The 18265-nt window shown below is 56.5% G+C and carries 16 protein-coding genes; 6 read left to right on the top strand and 10 right to left on the bottom strand.

Annotation, left to right across the window (positions count from 1 at the left end):
* Positions 1-11: 11 nt before the first annotated feature.
* On the bottom strand, positions 12-2369 hold the full coding sequence (locus tag HV127_RS00625; protein ID WP_182234442.1) for a TonB-dependent receptor: 2358 nt from the start codon (positions 2367-2369) through the stop codon (positions 12-14).
* A 216-nt stretch (positions 2370-2585) separates the two neighbouring features.
* Here HV127_RS00625 and HV127_RS00620 point away from each other — a divergent pair, with 216 nt between their 5' ends.
* Together HV127_RS00620 and HV127_RS00615 are read left to right on the top strand one after the other, a co-directional pair.
* Positions 2586-2870, top strand: coding sequence for a SelT/SelW/SelH family protein (locus HV127_RS00620; RefSeq protein ID WP_110275799.1), 285 nt, complete (start codon positions 2586-2588; stop codon positions 2868-2870).
* A gap of 77 nt (positions 2871-2947) precedes the next feature.
* Positions 2948-3292 (top strand): nitrous oxide-stimulated promoter family protein, encoded by a 345-nt coding sequence (locus tag HV127_RS00615; protein WP_142982737.1) that lies wholly within the window; start codon positions 2948-2950, stop codon positions 3290-3292.
* A gap of 123 nt (positions 3293-3415) precedes the next feature.
* Here the strand turns inward: HV127_RS00615 and sitD are convergent, their stop codons facing one another.
* The 8 genes from sitD to HV127_RS00575 form a co-directional block, all read right to left on the bottom strand.
* Positions 3416-4270: an iron/manganese ABC transporter permease subunit SitD gene (sitD, locus tag HV127_RS00610; protein WP_182234440.1), complete on the bottom strand. Its 855-nt coding sequence runs from the start codon at positions 4268-4270 to the stop codon at positions 3416-3418.
* Entirely contained in the window at positions 4264-5112 is an 849-nt protein-coding gene (sitC, locus tag HV127_RS00605; protein ID WP_181485161.1) for an iron/manganese ABC transporter permease subunit SitC, read from the bottom strand. The genes sitD and sitC overlap by 7 nt, the downstream gene beginning before the upstream one ends.
* Positions 5109-5930, bottom strand: coding sequence for a manganese/iron ABC transporter ATP-binding protein (locus HV127_RS00600; RefSeq protein ID WP_182234438.1), 822 nt, complete (start codon positions 5928-5930; stop codon positions 5109-5111). The genes sitC and HV127_RS00600 overlap by 4 nt, the downstream gene beginning before the upstream one ends.
* Entirely contained in the window at positions 5927-6844 is a 918-nt protein-coding gene (locus HV127_RS00595) for a metal ABC transporter substrate-binding protein (RefSeq protein ID WP_182234436.1), read from the bottom strand. Before HV127_RS00595 ends, HV127_RS00600 begins: the two co-directional genes overlap by 4 nt.
* 176 nt (positions 6845-7020) lie before the next feature.
* Positions 7021-7983 (bottom strand): LacI family DNA-binding transcriptional regulator, encoded by a 963-nt coding sequence (locus HV127_RS00590; protein ID WP_182234434.1) that lies wholly within the window; start codon positions 7981-7983, stop codon positions 7021-7023.
* A 373-nt stretch (positions 7984-8356) separates the two neighbouring features.
* A complete protein-coding gene (locus HV127_RS00585) occupies positions 8357-8671 on the bottom strand; it encodes a PTS lactose/cellobiose transporter subunit IIA (RefSeq protein WP_110275792.1) in 315 nt (104 codons plus the stop codon).
* A 23-nt stretch (positions 8672-8694) separates the two neighbouring features.
* Positions 8695-10017, bottom strand: a complete 1323-nt coding sequence (locus HV127_RS00580; protein ID WP_182234432.1) for a PTS sugar transporter subunit IIC — start codon at positions 10015-10017, stop codon at positions 8695-8697.
* Positions 10018-10026: 9 nt separating this feature from the next.
* Positions 10027-10341: a PTS sugar transporter subunit IIB gene (locus tag HV127_RS00575; protein ID WP_182234430.1), complete on the bottom strand. Its 315-nt coding sequence runs from the start codon at positions 10339-10341 to the stop codon at positions 10027-10029.
* Between the two features lie 175 nt (positions 10342-10516).
* Here HV127_RS00575 and HV127_RS00570 point away from each other — a divergent pair, with 175 nt between their 5' ends.
* The 4 genes from HV127_RS00570 to HV127_RS00555 all read left to right on the top strand — a co-directional run bounded on the left by HV127_RS00570 (position 10517) and on the right by HV127_RS00555 (position 17012).
* Complete coding sequence (locus HV127_RS00570; protein WP_139539519.1) at positions 10517-11788, top strand: PTS transporter subunit EIIC; 1272 nt, start codon at positions 10517-10519, stop codon at positions 11786-11788.
* 223 nt (positions 11789-12011) lie between these two features.
* Positions 12012-13349, top strand: a complete 1338-nt coding sequence (locus HV127_RS00565) for a carbohydrate porin (protein WP_182234428.1) — start codon at positions 12012-12014, stop codon at positions 13347-13349.
* A gap of 15 nt (positions 13350-13364) precedes the next feature.
* Positions 13365-15557, top strand: coding sequence for a CBM35 domain-containing protein (locus HV127_RS00560; RefSeq protein ID WP_182240511.1), 2193 nt, complete (start codon positions 13365-13367; stop codon positions 15555-15557).
* 54 nt (positions 15558-15611) lie between these two features.
* The gene (locus tag HV127_RS00555) at positions 15612-17012 is read left to right on the top strand and encodes a glycoside hydrolase family 1 protein (RefSeq protein WP_182234426.1); all 1401 of its coding nucleotides are present in this window, start codon (positions 15612-15614) and stop codon (positions 17010-17012) included.
* Between the two features lie 213 nt (positions 17013-17225).
* On the opposite strand, the gene HV127_RS00550 is transcribed toward HV127_RS00555, so the two are convergent.
* Complete coding sequence (locus HV127_RS00550) at positions 17226-18173, bottom strand: alpha/beta hydrolase (RefSeq protein WP_182234424.1); 948 nt, start codon at positions 18171-18173, stop codon at positions 17226-17228.
* Positions 18174-18265: the final 92 nt, after the last annotated feature.

Genomic DNA, 18265 nt, shown 5'->3' with positions numbered 1-18265 from the left:
TATTTGGCCTATCAGAAATCGACGTTAACGCCTAATTGCCAGGTACGCCCAGGCATCACCGACAGCGCTTTATCGTTGGCATCCTGATTGGTTGCCGTTTCGATATTGCGGCTGCTCAGATAATCCCAGTATTTACGGTCGGTGATGTTGTACACGCCGCCGTTCACGCGCACGTTCTTCGCCACCTGCCAGTAAGCGGTCCAGTCCAGCATGCCGTAGCCCGGAACGCGCATATATTCGCTGGTCGAATCGGTAATTGCGGAGCCGGTGTTGGTGTAGCTTTCGCGGTTGGTGGTGGTCGCGCGTTTGCCCTTAACAAAGGTGGCGGTCAGCGCGGTACCGTACACTTTGGCCGGATCGTCCCATGCCACGCCGACGATAGCCTTCATTGGCGCGACGCTATCGAGGTCGACGTATTTGTCGCCGCTGTAGCTGGATTTCGATTGCCCTTCGCTATAGCCGTAGGCGAGGGTGGCACTCAGGCCGTTAACCTCTTCAAACCAGGTGCCAAAGTTGAATTTGGCGCTGATTTCGCCGCCGTAGATATAGGCTTTATCGCGGTTCTCCGCCTGGTAAATGGTATAGATGTTCGACGGCACGTTAGCGAACTGCGCCGGATTATTGGCGCGCATGTAACGGGTATAGGCGATAAAATTCTTGTAGCTGTTGTAGAACAGGGCGGTGCGCATAGTGATACCTTCGGTGACTTCGCCCTTCATCCCCCACTCGAAGTTATCGCTGGTTTCGGTTTTCAGATCGGTGTTGCCGATCAGCGCATACTGTCCGGGGCCAGCATAGCTGGAGCCGAGGTTCCAGGAGCCATACAGCTGGCTGGCGTTCGGGAACTGCGCCCCGCGCTGGTACTGCAGGTAGGTCATCAGGCGCGGAGTGATGTCGTACTGGAAGGCCAGCGACGGCAGCGCCTGGGTGTCGGAGTTCTTACCATACAGATTTGAAACGGCAGAACCGGTCAGCACGCTGCTGTTATTCGCCAGGTCGGAGAGATTCTCCGGCTTAGTCGACTGATGCACCACGCGAATGCCCGGGATCACCGCGAAGTTATGGCTGTCGAGGTCAAAGTTAATTTTGTCCTGCATGAAGCCTGCAACGATATAGCCTCGGCTGTCGGCGTCCGGCTGCATAATGAGGCTGTAAGCGCTCGGGGTTGGCGACTGAGTTAATGGCCGCTGGGTTTTGGTGGTGCTGGCGTTAAAACCGGCGCTCAGGTCGTGGCGGCCAATGGATTTCGCCAGCGCGCTCTGAATCCCCCAGGTATCGGTATCGTAGTCGGAGCTTACCGTTTGCATCGCGCGGGTGATGCTGTCCGGCATATAAGTCCAGTCATGGGACTCAGTGTGCTGGTAGTAGAATTTGGTCGACACGCTGTCGATATAGTCGTTCATCGGCGTCCAGTCATCTTTCAGGCTCAGGCCCCAGCGGCGGGTCTGGCTGGTCTGGTTAGAGGTGCCGATAACGCTGTTGCCGCTGATGTCCCAGGCGTCGTAATGGGTGTGATTGGTTTTATGGTAATAATCGAAGGTGCTGGTCAGCTTATGTTCGTCATTCGGCTGCCAGATCCCGGAGGCCAAAAAGGCGTCGGAGTGCCAGTTAGCCGGATATGAATCGACGGTCCCGCTGTTATTTTCCGTTTCCTGGCCGTCGCGACGGCTGTAGACGAAGATCCCGCGCAGGGTTTCGTCGCCACCGGCGACGGTGACGCCGTTGTGCCAGCTGCGGTTCGAGGAATCATAGCCGCTGCGGTAGCCGAAGGCGCTGGTTTTGCCCGGGTGCAGATAGTCATCTGCGGATTTAGGACGGAAGGAGACGTTACCGCCGATGGAGCTGTTGGCGGTTTCGGTCGAGGTGGCCCCGGACTGAATATCGATGCTGCCGTACATGTACGGGTCAATATAGTCGCGGCCCATACCGAAAGTATTGAGGCCAGCGCGGCTGGCGTAGCTGCGCCCGGTGGCGTTCGGCTGAGCGATGCCGTCGACGTCGATACCGACGCGGTTGCTCTCCATGCCGCGAATGTTGTAGCCGGTATAGCCGCCCCGGTCGAAGCCGCTTTTGCCGTTGCCGGAACCGCCGCTGGCGCCAGTCGCGCCAATCAACGGTTCGTAGCGCATGATGGAGCCAAAGTCGTTGGCCCCTTTATCCTGTAGTTCCTGAGCGCTGATGGAATGCTCGCTGCCCGCTTTCAGCACGGGGGCTGGCGCGGTCACGGTCATCTGTTCTGAACTATCGTCGGATGATGAATTGTTGGTGGTATCAGCCGCCCCGGCGGAGGTCTGATAGATTGCTGCAAGCAAAGAAGTCACCAGCAGGCTTTTCTTGAACCATGCTGTTGATTGAGTGGAGTTATACATAGTAGCCACGCCTTGATAATTATTAGTATCGGCTCACGCGTTACTTCCAGAGTGCAGGTGTGTCCCGTTATTCCGTTACTGGACGTTTTTTACTCCATGCTTATTGATTGCGAATGGTAATGATAGGTATTATCGTTTGCAACAAAATAATCATTTATTCCTCAATTAATCTGCAAGTTGTTTACAATTCATCCTTTTATTGACAGTGAGAAACCGATGAGCCACAAAGCCGCTATTACCATTACCTACTGTTCGCAGTGCAACTGGATGCTACGCGCCAGCTGGATGGCCCAGGAACTACTGCATAGTTTCAGCACCGATATTGGCTCAGTGACCCTGGTGCCGGGAACCGGGGGGATCTTCGTGGTGACCGTTGACGATGTGCAAATTTGGGAGCGCAAGCAGGATGGTGGTTTCCCCGATGCGGCGGAGCTGAAGCGTCGGGTTCGCGACGTTTGCTTCCCGGAGAAACCTCTGGGGCACGTGGACAAGCCGGCATAATCCTCAGGAGGTAACCGGCTGCGCTGCACTCTTTAAAGGTGTATTATTAAGGCATCTTTATCGATGAGGAACAGGCGATGGCGGGCAAACGTATTGCGCGGGAAAAAAAGACCATTAGCAGCATGATTACGCTCTACCAGCGCCGCTGCCCGGATGCCCATGAAGATGCGGAACATTATCAGGCGCTTAACGCCTACGCCGATAAGCGCCTGGATAAGTGCGTATTTGGTGAAGAAAAACCCGCCTGCAAGCAGTGTCCGGTGCACTGTTATCAGCCCGCCAAACGCGAAGAGATGAAGCAGATTATGCGCTGGGCGGGGCCACGGATGCTCTGGCGGCACCCGATTTTGACCATTCGCCATTTGATTGATGACAGGCGCCCGGTGCCGGAGTTACCGGAAAAATACCGACCCAAAAAATAGCGACTTTTCCCCGGAGGCGATGCTGCGCATCTGTCCGGGCTACGTCCTGGGGTAGAGGTAGCCCGGACAGGCGCAACGCGCCGCCTCCGGGAAGAATGCCAGCCAGGTAGCCAGGGTAAGGCGCTAGCCGCGACCCGGGGCCTCGCCGGAATCGGCTTGGGTTTGACTATCGCGAACCGATGTACAGACAAACGCGATAATAAACAACAGGGTAAACAACACTACGATGGTCGGTGCCGGGGCGCTGTCGAGATAAAACGACAGCCACACGCCGCCCAGCGAACAGCTCACCGCAATCGCCACCGCCAGCAGCAGGGCGCTGACAAACCGCCGCGTCAGCAGCAGCGCGATCGCCCCCGGGGCTATCAGCAGCGAAATCGACAAAATAATCCCCACCGCTTTTAGCGTCGCCACAATGGTCAGCGCAATCATGCACAGCAGCCCGTAATGCAGCAGCCCGCAGCGCAAACCGCTGGCTTTCGCCTGGTTCGGGTCGAAGGCGTGCAGCAGAAAATCGCGCCACTTCAGGCCGATAATCAGCGCGATCGCCAGCGCAATCAGCGACGTTTGCACAATGTCGCTGGCGGAAATACCCAGCATGTCGCCAAACAGAATATGGTCGAGATGCACCTCCGACTGAATCGACACGTACAGCACCAGCCCTGCGCCAAACATCCCGGAAAACACAATTCCCATAATCGTATCGCGCTTGATGCGGCTGTTATCGTCGAGATAACCGGTGGCAATGGCGCAGAATAACCCGGCGATAAACGCGCCGATAGCGAACGGGATGCCGATGATATACGCCACCACCACGCCCGGAAAAACCGCGTGACTCATGGCGTCGCCCATCAGCGCCCAGCCTTTTAACACCAAAAATACCGACAGCAGCGCGCAGGGAATGGCAACGATAATCGCCACCAGCATGGCGTTAATCATAAAAGAGAACTGGAACGGTTCGAGCAGAGCGGTCAGCATGTGGCCTCCCTGGCGCGGCGACGGCTGGCGAGCAGGCCGTGCTTCGGCGCGAAAACGAAAGCGACTAAAAACAGCAGCGTCTGGGCCACAACGATAATCCCGCCGGTTGCCCCGTCCAGGTAGTAACTCAGCCACGCGCCGAAAAAGCTGGTCAGGCTGCCGATAGCCACGGCGATCGCCAGCAGGCGCGGAAAGCGGTCGGTCAGCAGCCAGGCCGTGGCGCCGGGCGTGACGACCAGGCAAATCACCAGAAATGCGCCGACGGTTTGCAATGCCGCGACGGTACAGGCCGCCAGCAGGGTGAAAAACAGCAGCTTCAGCCCGGTGGTGTTCAGGCCAATCGAGCGGGCGTGGTTCTCATCGAAAAAGGTCACCATCAGGTCTTTCCACTTCAACAGCAGAATCGCCATCGAAATAAAGCCAATCGCCGCCAGCTGAATAATATCCTCTGGGGCAATGGCCAAAATATTGCCGAGAATAATGGTCTGGATATTCACTGAGGTCGGGTTAAGCGACACCATAAACAGGCCGATACCGAAAAATGAAGAGAAGATCAGGCCGATAATCGCGTCTTCCTTCAGCTTCGAGCGCTGGTTAAGAAACAGCATGCTGCCTGCCGCCAGCCCGCCGGAAAGAAACGCCCCCAGCGCGAAGGGCAGGCCGAGCATATAAGCGCCCGCCACGCCGGGTACGATGGAGTGGGAGAGGGCATCGCCAATCAGCGACCAGCCCTTGAGCATCAGATAGCAGGAGAGAAATGCGCACACCCCGCCCACCAGCGCCGAAACCCACATCGCATTGAGCATGTATTGATAACCAAACGGCTCCAGCAGCCAGCTCATCTTTCGCCTCCCGCCGCCCGGCGGCTGATAAACGGGCGCTCATCGTCGGTAATGATCCTCTCTTCCGCCCCGCTCAGCACCACGTGGCGCAGCACGCCGCTAAAGGCGAGTTCGAGGTTTTCGGCGGTAAAGGTGGTTTCCGTCGGGCCGCTAGCCAGCACGGTACCTTTTACCATCACCGTGTAGTCGCAGAACTCGCTTACCGAACCGAGGTTATGCGTTGAAACCAGCATAGTGCAGCCTTCGTCGCGCAGCTCCCGCAGCAAGGTGATAATGCGCGCTTCGGTCTGTACATCGACGCCGGTAAAGGGCTCATCCAGCAGAATGACTTTCCCCTGTTGGGCGATAGCGCGGGCGAGAAACACGCGCTTTTTCTGTCCTCCGGAGAGTTCGCCTATCTGCCGATGGCGATACTCGCTCATGCCGACCCGCTCCAGCGCGGCGTCGACAATCTCATGGTCGCGTGGTTTGGCCCGCCGCAGCCAGCCCATATGGCCGTAGCCGCCCATCATCACCACATCTTCCACCAGCACCGGGAAGGACCAGTCCACCTCTTCCGACTGCGGAACATAGGCCACGAGGTTCTGGCGCAGGGCGCGGTTAACCGGTTGACCAAGAATGGCGATATCGCCACGGCCCACGCGCACGAAGCCCATCAGCGCTTTAAACAGCGTCGATTTTCCCGAACCGTTCACCCCGACCAGCGCGGCAATTGAGCTGCGCGGGACGCTAAATGAAGCATCGCGCAGGGCGGTATGCCCGTTGCGATAGGTTACGCTGACGTTGTTGACCGCGAGGCCCGGCAGCTCGTGACTCATGCCTGTTTCCTTAGTCCGTCATTGATACCCTGGACGATGGTTTCTGTGGTGACGCGCAGCAGGTCGAGGTAGGTTGGAACCGGACCGTCGGCGGCGCTCAGGGAGTCGACGTACAGGACGCCGCCATAGTGGGCACCCGCTTCCCGTGCCACCTGACGTGCGGGTTTATCGGAGATGGTGCTTTCGCTAAAGATAGTCGGGATACGCTCTTTCTTCATGGTGTCGATGGTTTTGCGCACCTGCTGCGGCGTGCCCTGCTGGTCGGCGTTGATCGGCCACAGATAGAGTTCCTGCAGGCCGTTATCGCGGGCCAGATAGGAGAACGCACCTTCGCTAGTCACCAGCCAGCGCTTATCCTGCGGCAGCTTCGCCAGTTCCGCCTTCAGCGGCGCCATGGTCTGGCGGATCTTCTCTTTGTAGGCTTCGGCGTTCTGGCGATAGGTATCGGCATTGACAGGATCGTATTTCACCAGCGCGTCACGAATATTATCGACATAGATCAGCGCGTTATCCGCCGACATCCAGGCATGCGGGTTAGGCTTGCCGTTATACGGGCCATCACTGATGCCCATCGGCTGAATCCCGTTGCTGACCACCACTTCCGGCACACCGTTCAGGTGCTGATAAAAACGGGCAAACCACAGCTCAAGGTTCAGGCCGTTGGTGAGTATCAGCTGAGCGCCCTGTGCGCGTTTAATATCGCCGGGAGTAGGCTGATATTCATGAATTTCGGCTCCAGGTTTGGTAATTGAGCTGACGTCGGCGGCGTCACCCGCGACGTTCTGCGCCATATCGGCGATCACGGTGAAGGTGGTGATGACTTTGAATTTGTCTTTCGCCTGCGCCGGGGCGATGGCAAGCAGAGCCAGAGTCGCGGCAAACATCAGGTGCTTCAGAGGTGGCAGATGCAGCATAAGGTCCCTCATAATGTTGTGGTTAATTAATCATCATTTATAGCCATTGCTATGTTATATAGCACAAGCTATTCGTAAATGAAAATAATTCTTATTTAGATGTAAGGGAAATGATTAGCATGGGAATAAAGCGATATAGGAGGAAGACCCGGTCAGAAGAGAGACCGGGGCAAAGATTAAGATAAATCAGCCACCGACTGGCGTGGGATCAGGCGACCCGTCAGCGTGCGTCCTTCGAAGGAGAAGGTAGGGCGCTCGTCGATCAGGCTGCGGATGCGCTGAATGCAGTTTTCCATCAACTGCTCCAGCGGCCAGGAAATGCAGGTCAGCGGCGGGTTCAGCAGCGAGGCGAGGGGAGAATCCTCAAGGCTTAGCAGCGAGACCTCCTGCGGCACGGCGACGTTAAATTCGCGCAGCAGACGCATCGCTTCCGCAGCGTAGCGGTCGCGTTTAACGATAATCACCGAATATTTGCTGAAGCTATTAATCAGCGTCAGCAGCGCCTGCTCGACGTTATCGTTGGCCGCCAGCATCAGCTGTCGGTTAAACGGGATAGAGTAGTTTTGCAGAACGTTGCGATAGCCTTCGAGCATCTGGCGGCTGGCGTCATCGCCGTCGTTATCGGTCAGCAGGGCAATATTGCGGTGGCCTTTGCCAATCACGTAGCGGCAGGCGCTCTCGGTGGCAAAGGCGTAGTCGTAGCCCTGATTATTCACCCCGGCGACGCTAAACCTGTCGAAGGAGATAACGTTGCGTGGGGTATCGGCAGCGACAGCGCCGAGCACCACCACCGCGACGCACTGGCGCTGTAAATCGTCAACCACCGCCGCCTGTTCAGCCGCATCCGTCACGTACTGCACAATCAGGTTCTTATTCAGCCCCTTCAGCGCTAATGACAGCATCGGCAGCAGGCGTGCGCCGCTGCTTTCGTCGTTTGCCGGAATCACCAGCCCCACGTGATTGGATGTCTGACTGGCGAGGTTTTGCGCGGCAAAGCTCGGGCGGTAGTTGAGTTCTTCTACTGCCCGTAAAACGGCCTCGCGGCTCTCTTCGCGCACGCCACGTGTGCCGGTCAGCACGCGGGATACCGTCGCTCGGGAGACATTCGCTAATCTTGAAACATCATCAATGGTTGGCATGGCATTTTCTGTCTGAATATTTTCGCCTAGCTTAGCATACCTGCTGAAAAAAGTGTCTATCGCCAGCGGCCTTCAGCGCTTGCCAGAACTGGCAATCAGCCCGCGCCACCGCCCGTTTTTCTCCCTCTCCCTTTTGGGGAGAGGGCCGGGGTGAGGGGGCAGCCCTACGCGTGCAGCGGTCGCCTGCTTTTCTCCCTCTCCCTTTGGGGAGAGGGTCGGGTTGAGGGGGAGTTCTACACGCGCAGCGGTCGCCTGCTTTTCTCCCTCTCCCTTTGGGGAGAGGGTCGGGTTGAGGAGGAGCTCTACACGCGCAGCGGTCGCCTGCTTTTCTCCCTCTCCCTTTTGGGGAGAGGGTCGGGGTGAGGGGGCAGCCCTACGCGTGCAGCGGTCGCGAGCGGTAAATCGCAATCAGCTCGCCGATCAGCTCTTTCGCCAGAATCGAAGTCATCAAATGGTCCTGGGCGTGAACCATCACCAGCGTCATTTTGGTCTTTCCCTCGCCTTCGTCGGCTTCAATCAGCTGCGTCTGCACCAGATGCGCCTCGCGGGCAAAATGCGCCGCTTCTTTCATCTTCTCGTCGGCGGCAGCGAAATCGCCCTCTTTAGCGCAGCTTAGCGCTTCATAGCACAGGCTACGTGACTGCCCGGCGTTGATGATGATACCCATCACCTGTTCTTCTAATTCCATGACAAACCTCTGAATAGTATGAATTATGCGGATTGCGGCGCGACTTCGGCCTGCGCAACGGCGTTAGCGTGTTCTTGCTCCAACAGCTGTTTTTCGTAGGCTTTGAGGAACGGCAGATACATCACCATCGCTGTCGCCATACAAATCAGGCACATGATCACCGGGCTAAAGCTCCAGTTCGCCGCCCAGGAGGCACCGATAGGGGCCGGAGTCGTCCACGGCGTCATCGACACCACGCGGCTCACCAGGTCCAGCTTCAGCGCGAAGTACGCCAGCGTTGCGTTGATCATCGGTACCAGCACAAACGGCAGGAAGAACAGCGGATTCATAATGATTGGCGCGCCGAACAGAATCGGTTCGTTGATGTTAAATACGCCCGGTACCACACCCATACGGCCAATAGTGCGCAGGTGAATAGCCTTGCTGCGCATCAGCATTAGCGCCAGCGGCAGCGTGGAACCGACGCCGCCAATCAGCAGATAGTGATCCCAGAAACCCTGCACGTAGATATGCGGGATCGCCGTCCCTGCGGCCATAGCAGCCTGGTTGATCGACAGGTTAGCCATCCAGAACGGGTTCATAATCCCGGTGACGATCAGCGCTCCGTGGATCCCGGCAAACCACAGGACCTGGCACACCAGTACCGACAGCAGGATCGCCGGTAAAGTATCGGAGGCCGCCACCAGCGGTTTTACCAGCGACATGATCGCTTCCGGAATGATCATCCCCAGTTGGGCTTCGATAAACAGATTCAGCGAGTGCAGCGTCAGCACGATCGCCAGCACCGGGATCAGGATTTCAAACGAGCGCGCCACGCCAGCCGGGACTTCCGGCGGCAGACGAATGGTAATGTTGTGACGCTTGAGGAAGGCGTACAGTTCGGTGGAATAAATCGCCACCAGAATGGCGGTGAAGATCCCCTGACCGGAGAAATAGGCAGTGGAGATCTGCCCATCTTTCAGCGGCGCGGCCACCAGCAGAAACGACATCAGCGACAGCATCCCGGCGGTTAGCGGGTCCAGATTATGGTGCTTCGCCAGGCTCGCGGCGATTCCGACGGCGATAAACAGCGTCATCACCCCCATGCTGAAATTAAACGGCAGCATCAGCGCGTCGCGATGATCGAGAGAAAATTGCAGCCAGGCGCGGGCAAAGCCCCAACTGGTATCCGGTGAAAACGGCGGGAAGATAAATACCAGTAAAAACGAGCCGACGATCATAAAGGGCAGGGCGGTAATAAAGCCGTCGCGGATCGAAGTGACATATTTTTGCTGGCCGATCGCACCCGCCATGGGGGTGATCTTCTGTTCAATCACGGTGATCAACTTAGCGTACAGAGAGCTCATGATCTTTCCTTAGTTTTTGTTATCAATAAGGGAAAGCGCGAAATCCAGTACGGCACCGCCTTTTTGCATGCCGTAATCCATCATGTTGATGGGTTCCACGCGGATCCCGTATTTATCGGCCTGTTTTTGCAGGTCTTTCTGCATGTATTTCACCTGCGGTCCCAGCAGTACCACCTGGTAATGACCGACCTGCTGATCGAATTCCGCGACGCCAAAGGCGTTTATCTCTACCGGCAGCCCGCGCTGCTCAGCTTCGGCGACCATTTTTTTCACCAGCAGGCTGGTGGACATGCCCGCAGAACAACACAACATTATCTTTTTCATAAACCGCTCCTGATGAGTTGGATGTGCCGACTATAGTCATAGTGGATATAAAACGGAAAGCGCTTTCCGTTTGTGGATTTATTTATTGTGACCACGATCACCTATGGCGGGCTTTTACTTTACTCAGGAGTGCGCGATCATCCCGGCGATAAAACTATTCCTATAAGGCAGGACTATGAACATTCAGTTGATGAATGTTGTCGTCGATATCATCGAACAGCGGCTGGCGCCGCTGGCCAACGTTCTGACACGCAATAATCACATTACGGCGATGCGCGACAGCTTTGCGCTGGCGATGCCGTTTGTGATTGTCGGAAGTTTGCTGGTGCCAATTTTGTTTCCGCCCGTTTCCATTGACGGCGCATCGGCTTTCGGCCAGTTCTATCTCCAGCTGCGGCCCATTCTGTTGCCGACCTTCGAACTCACCATCGGGCTGGTGGCGCTGATTGTGGCCTTCGGTGCCAGCGCCAGCCTCGCCAAGCAGTACCGGCTGCCGGAGCGGCTCTGCGGGCTAACCGGCTGTCTGGCGTTTTTGCTGTTTATCGGCTTTCGCGATAATGGGGCGACCAATATTTTTCTCGGCGGGATGGGGATTTTTACCGCGCTGATTTCAAGCACCTACTCGATTGAAATTATCCGTTTTTTCTACAAGAAAGGCTGGTGTATCCGTCTGCCGGAAGAGGTGCCGGTGATGACCCGCAATGGTTTCCAACTGCTGATCCCGCTGCTGGTGGTAATGCTCTCTATCAGCGTTATCAATGCGTTACTGTTGCAAAGCACCGGGCGCATTTTACCGGAGCTGATTAGCGAAGCGGTACGCCCGCTGGTGGTGGCCTCCGATACGCTAACTGCGGTATTAATATCTTTATTTATCTGTAACTTACTTTGGTTTGTTGGTATTCACGGCGCGCTGATTATCACCGGGATTATGAACCCGTTCTGGATGACCTATCTGTTTGAAAACCAGCAGGCGCTGGCCGCCGGTTCCGCCACTCTGCCGCATATCTACCTCCAGGGATTCTGGGATTTTTACTTGCTGATTGGCGGTATCGGCTCCACCCTGCCGCTGGTTTTTATGGCGATGCGCAGCCGTTCGCGGCAGTTGAAAAGCGTTGGCAAAATCGGCCTGTTACCCTCGTTGTTCAACATCAATGAGCCGATATTATTTGGCTTCCCCATCATCATGAACCCGGTTTTTCTGCTGCCGTTTATCTTTGTTCCGCTGATAAATGCCTGTATCGCCTGGTATTTAACTCAGCTTGGGATTCTCGACCGGGCGGTGGCGATGCTGCCGTGGTCGATGCCGTCGCCGCTCGGCGCGGCCTGGTCAGCCAACGGTAGCTGGAAAAATCTATGTATGTGCCTGTTCGCTATTTTTAACGCATGGATGCTCTATCGCCCGTTCTTCAAAGTCTACGAACGCCAGCTTGCCGACGCCGAACGCTAAGCTTTTCCCCTGCCTGAATCGGCCCGCCGCGTGCGGGCTTTTTTATTTCCGCCTGGTTATGTGAACTTCATCACGAATATTTGCCCTCTATCGTCAAATTTGTGAACTCATCCGGCAATTACGGAAAGCGCTTTCCGTTAATGGATGTACTTTTCCATTTTTGATCCGTAAATTTCCTTCCGTTCTCAGGCAGTGTTAATAAAAAAATAACCAAGGAAAAAAAATGATCAGGCTAAATCATTCAATACCTCTGTCTTTACTCGCCCTCGTGGTCATGAGTGACTGCGCGAGCGCCGAGCAGAAATACGATTTTATGCTCCATGGCTATATCCGTTCGGGGATCCTCGCTAACTCTGATGGCAACCGCGCCGACTCCGTTGGCCTGATGCCGGACGGCAAATGGCGTCTGGGCAACGAAGAGGACACCAAGATCGAACTGATCCCGACGGTGACGTTAACCTCAGACAGCGGCGTAGTGGCGAAAGTCCAGGCCAACATCACCCACCAGTCAAAATGTACCTCTGACTGGAACTGTCAGGATGATGACGGGCATGATGTTCAGTTCCGCGAAGGCTTTGCCGAGCTGTCGAATCTCGACTTCGCCCCGGAAATGACCTTCTGGGCCGGTAAGCGCTACAGCAGCTCTAACACCTCCAGCCACCAGTTTGACTGGGAGTACATTCAGTACAACGGTACCGGCGGCGGCTTCGATAACATGGATCTCGGCTTCGCCCGCTTCGGCGCCGGGGTTTACGCCTTCTCGCCGACGGACGAAACCAAAGCCTACCCGGTCGATAAAGGCGATCAGGGTTATCCGGATGACTACTCGCTCAACCTGTGGTTGAAAAAGATCGGCGGCACCGGCTTCGATCTGGAGCTGATTGGTCACCACATGAACCGCAACGAGAATCACCCGACCTCGGCGGAAAAGGGCTACGGCGTGACCGGGGTCTACAACTTTGACGGTTTTTACGGCCTGACCGGCGGCTACTCTCGCGTGGTCTTCCAGTACGGGCGCGGCCTGGCGGCAGGGGACTCGCTGGGTAAAAACGGCTGGGGTTGGGCTAACCTCGAAGACACCCAATCCTGGCGCGTGGTGCTGGACAACATGGCTTCCCTGGGCGACTGGGAAATCTCGACTTTCGCTTATTACCAGAAAGACAAAAACTACCGCTGGTGGACGGAAGATGCCGACGGCTGGGGACGCTCCAGCTGGGTGGCCGGGATCCGTCCGTACCAGCAGATCACCAAAAACTTCGCCATGCAGTATGAGCTGGGCTACGAATATCTCGACGATAAAAACTACAAAGGCGTGGACGGCAAAGGCAAAGGTGGTCTGACCAAAATCACCGTTGCGCCGACCCTGACCTTTGACTCCGGCTTCTGGACTCGCCCGCAGCTGCGCTTCTTCGTGACCTACGCCAAGTGGGATAAAGGTGTCTCCGATGCGCTGGACGGCAACTACGACTGGAGCACCAACACCATTTCCGCAGGCGGCTACTCGCGCAGTGGTGACACCGACACGCTGAACTTTGGCGTGCAGGCTGAAGTCTGGTTCTAAGGAGAGATAACAATGATCAAGCCGGTAAAAAAACTGATGCTCGTGGCGCTGCTTTCGGCGCTGGGAAGCGCAGGGGCGATGGCCGCAGAGCAGTCGCACTTTGAACACTTTATTACCCGCGACGGCGCAACGCTAAAAGATGGTGACAAGGTCTTCCGCTTTGCGGGCATCCATGCGCCGGAGCTGCACCGTATTGAAGACGATGCGCGCGGCACCTGCAAAGCCGACTCGCGCGGTTGGGGGCAATACTTCCGCTGGCCGACGGCGGACGAACAGGAAAACTGGATTAAGGCGCAGGTGCAAACCGGAGCCAAAGCGCAGCGAGTGTATGTGCTCTCGGTGCAGCAGGAGTTTGACCAAGCCTGCGGTCGCGAAACCCATATTCTGGCCCCGGAAAGCGCCGACGGCATGCCGCGCCTCAACGAAAAGGCGATGCGGGTTTACGACAATATGATCGCCGAAGCGGACAAACAGGGACTGCGCCTGATCCTGCCGTTTATCGATCACTGGTGGTGGTGGGGCGGCCGCGAGCAGCTGGCGGCGTTCTATCATGAAAAGCCGGAGGATTTTTATCGGACCGACAGCAAAACCTTCAAGGCCTATCTTGACGTGATTCGTCAGGTGATCACCCGCACCAACAGCGTGACCGGTCGCCCGTATTATGACGAAAAAGCGATTATGGCCTGGGAGACCGGCAACGAGCTGGAGGACACCAATGCCGCATTCCTTCAGCAGACCGCCGCGTGGATCAAAAAGTGGGCGCCGCATCAGCTGGTGATTGACGGCACCTATAAGAAAATCAATGCGTTTGCACTCAACGATCCGAACGTCGATATCGTCAGCAACCACTACTACACCAATGCCGATAACAACCATCCCGATCAGGTAAAAAAAGATCTGACGGCGGCTGCGGGCAAGAAAGTGTACATGGTGGGCGAATTCGGTCTGCTGGACGCGAAGCAGCTCAACGCCATTATGCAGTCGATTGTGCATAGCGAGGTCAACGGCGCGCAGGCGGCGGGTGGGCTGATTTGGGGCTTCCGTGGCCATCGTCACGAGGGTGGTTTCTACTGGCATAAAGAGTCCACTGGCCACTACAGCTACCACTTGCCGGGCTTCCCGGTAGAGGGTAAAGCCAACCAGGAAATAGACGTGGTTGACCTGGTGCGGACCGCGGCGGCGCAGATGAGCGGGCAGGAGAAAGCGCCGCCGCTGCCGAAGCCGGACGCGCCGAAGCTGCGGGCGACGGATTCGCCGTTTGCCATCAACTGGCTGGGGGCGGCGGTAGGACGCACTTATGACGTGGAGCGCGCTGATTCGGCAAAAGGGCCGTGGAAAGTGGTAGGGAGCGATATCTCCGACGGCGTTAACGAGTGGAACCCGCAGACGATGGATCTGTTCCGCGATGACTATCGCAGTCTGCATCTGGGGAATACGTATTATTACCGCGCCATCGCTAAAAACGAGAGCGGTAGTTCGGTACCTTCGAACGTGATTAGCGTCAAGCACACCCAGCAGAATCAGGCTCCGGTGGTAACGCTGGTCGATAAGCTCACCACGACTCAGGATCAGGGCGTGCAATTAACCGCGAGCTGGCGCGATGATGCGCTACCGGACCGTAACGTGAAGGTGGGCTGGAGCAACGGCGGCAACGCACAGGCCCATTTTTGTGCCACGGATAAAGCCGAAACCCGCGCCTGGTTTAGCGCGCCCGGTGAATATGACCTGACCTTTACAGCCGATGACGGCCTGCTCAAAAGCAGCAAAACCGTCAAGGTGACGGTGACGCAAGCTGTTGGTAAAGCGCCTGCCGATTACTGCCGTTTTGGCGGTGGGGTGTTTAACGTTAGCCAGGGCAAGATTGAGGCGGCTAAAAGCGAGAAAGATGCGCTGACGTTGGGCAGCGATGGTTTCCTCGGACCGTTCGCCAACGATGGCGATAAGGTGAGCTGGCAGGTTGCCGCGCCGTGGGCCGGAAAGTATCAGCTGCGGGTGACGTTCAACGGCAAATGGGGCGGTAAGAAAAACTCGTTTATCGTCAACGGCGGCGCGCCAATCGCGGTGGAATTCCCGCAGACCGATGAGCAGGGCCAGCAGCTGCTGGTGCCCGTTGAGCTGAAGGCCGGTGATAACCGTGTCGACTTCGGTAAATTCGCCGGTGACTGGGGCTATATGTTTATCAAGTCAATTGAAGTGGTTGCAGAGTAGTGCTTATTGGCTGCGCTCGTTGGGTGCAGCCTTTTTTAACTTACAGGAGGCGTTATGACCCGGTATCAGTTTCCGGAAGGCTTTTTTTGGGGCGCGGCGGCATCAGGCCCGCAAACGGAGGGCATAAGCAACAAGCCGCACCGTTCAATTTGGGATAGCTGGTTTGCCGAGCAGCCGGAGCGTTTTTATCAGCAGATTGGGCCGCAAACCGTCTGCGACACTTATCATCAATATCCGCAGGACGTGGCGTTGATGAAGCAGACCGGCTTCAACTCCTTTCGGACATCGATTCAATGGTCGCGGCTCATTGACGACTTCGAAACCGGCGCCCCCAATGCGGACGCGGTGCGTTTCTATAACGATTACCTGGATGAAATGATTGAAAACGGCATTGAGCCGATGATCAACCTCTATCATTTCGACATGCCGGAAGCCCTGCAAAAGCAGTACGGCGGCTTTGAGTCGGCGCATGTGACGGATCTTTTCGCTCGTTTCGCCCGCACCGCTTTTGAGCTATTTGGCCACAAGGTGAAATACTGGATTACCTTCAACGAGCCGATTGTGCCGGTAGAGGGGGGCTATCTGTATGACTTCCACTATCCGTGTAAAAAAGACGGCAAGCTGGCGGCGCAGGTGGCGTTCAACATTATGTTGGCCCACGCCAAAGCGGTCCGCGAGTTTCGTGCGTTGGAGCTGAAAAGCGAGATTGGCGTGGTGCTGAACCTGACGCCGTCCTATACCCGCAACGACAGCGCGGAGGACAAAAAGGCGGCGTGGTATGCGGATCTGTTTTTTAACCGCAGCTTCCTCGACCCGCTGGTGAAACATCAGTTCCCGAAAGAGCTGTGCGAGATTCTGGCCGTTCACGATTGCCTGCCGGTGGTGACGAAAGCCGATGTTGAGCTCATTACCGGCTCGCACGTCGACTTTCTTGGCGTCAACTACTACGTGCCGCGGCGGGTGAAGGCGCGCGAAAGCGACTATGCGCTGGACTATTTTACGCCGGAGTTTTACTTCGAAAACTACGTGAATCCAGAAGGGCGCTTTAACCCGTATCGCGATAATAATGAAATTCTGCCGCAGGCGATTTACGACATTGCCGCCAATATTCGCGATAACTACGGCAATATAAAGTGGTTCCTCGCCGAAATTGGTATTGCGATGGATATTGAGTCGGAAGGCGAGCCGGGTGAAGACGGAGTGATTGATGATTCGTTCCGTATCAGCCTGATGGAAGAGCATCTAGTGCAGCTGCATCGCGCCATTGCCGACGGTGCCAACTGCTTTGGCGTGCATCAGTGGACCTTTATCGATAACTGGTCGTGGATTAACTCGTTCAAGCGGCGCTACGGTTTCTGGCGGCTCAACCTGCAAACCGGAGAGCGGCAGATAAAACGAAACGCGCTGTGGTTTGCCGAACTGGCGACCAGCAACGGCTTCAGTTCCAATAAGTAGTCCAGCAAAATCCTCCGGGTAAGGGGTGGTGCGCGCATTTCCCCTCACCCTAACCCTCTCCCCAAAGGGGCGAGGGGATCGTTCCTCTGCGCTGTTTCATTGCATCACACGCATCATCGTGCAGTTCCGGCTTGGGCGGGTTTTCTCCATCTCCCTGTGGGAGAGGGCCGGGGTGAGGGCATAAGTGTGCACATTTCCCCCTCTTCGCTGGCACTACTTTTTCATCTCCGGCAGCGAGGCAATCCAGTTCATTGCCAGCTGCGGCCATTCGGCGGCGGGCAGGCCTTTAGCTCCACGAATCCCAAACCCGTGCTTGCCCTCGGCGAACAGATGCAGCTCCGTCGGCACGTTATGAGCGCGCAGAGCGTTGAACATCACCAGCGAGTTATCAACCGGTACCGAAGGATCGTCTACCGCGTGCAGAATAAAGGTTGGCGGCGTCACGGAAGCCACGTTTTGCTCCGGTGAATAACGACGCTGCTGCTCCGTCGTTGGCGCATCGCCAATCAGCGCTTTACGCGAACCGGGGTGGGCGATTGCCGGATCCATAGAAATCACCGGATAGCCGAGTACCACAAAGTCCGGTCGCGCGCTCTGCTGGTCGATAGTATCCACAGCGCTGTAAACCTGCTCATCGTAGCGGGTCTCCAGGCTGGCGGCCACATGCCCCCCGGCAGAAAAACCCATGATGCCGATTTTCTGCGGGTTAATATGCCACTCAGCGGCACGCGCCCGCAGGCTACGCAGCGCACGCTGCGCATCGGCCAGCGGCGCATCGCGGCCTTCCGCGTGACCATCCCCCGGCATCCGGTAGGTCATCACAAACAGGGTATAGCCCTGCGCGTTAAACACTGGGGCGAGATCGCTGCCCTCTTTATCCAGCACCACCCGTTGATAAGAACCGCCGGGCGTTACCAGCAGCGCAATACCGTTGGGCTTCTCCGGCGTATAAACGGTGATTTGTGGGGCGCGAATACCGGTTACCGCACGGTCGGGCAAAGAGGGGTCTTTACTACGCTCCACAAGTGACTCGCTTGCAGGGCTGTTTTTCGCCCCGGGCGCTTCACCGCCGGGCCAGACGGAAAAAGTGGGCAGAGCCGCGAAGGCGACCTGAGAAGATAAAAGCAGAGTGATAGTCGCCGCCAGAGGTAAACGCGTCATAAGCATCTCCATGAGGAAAAAGCTTATTTATCATTGATTAGCGGCGGGTAACGCGAGTTGTCTCACAGAACGCTGTTTCATTTAAATCGAAA

The organism is Klebsiella sp. RHBSTW-00215 (assembly GCF_014103785.1).
GTDB lineage: Bacteria > Pseudomonadota > Gammaproteobacteria > Enterobacterales > Enterobacteriaceae > Klebsiella.
Note: the sequence above shows the minus strand (reverse complement) of the source record. Positions and strands in the feature narration are given on the sequence as shown.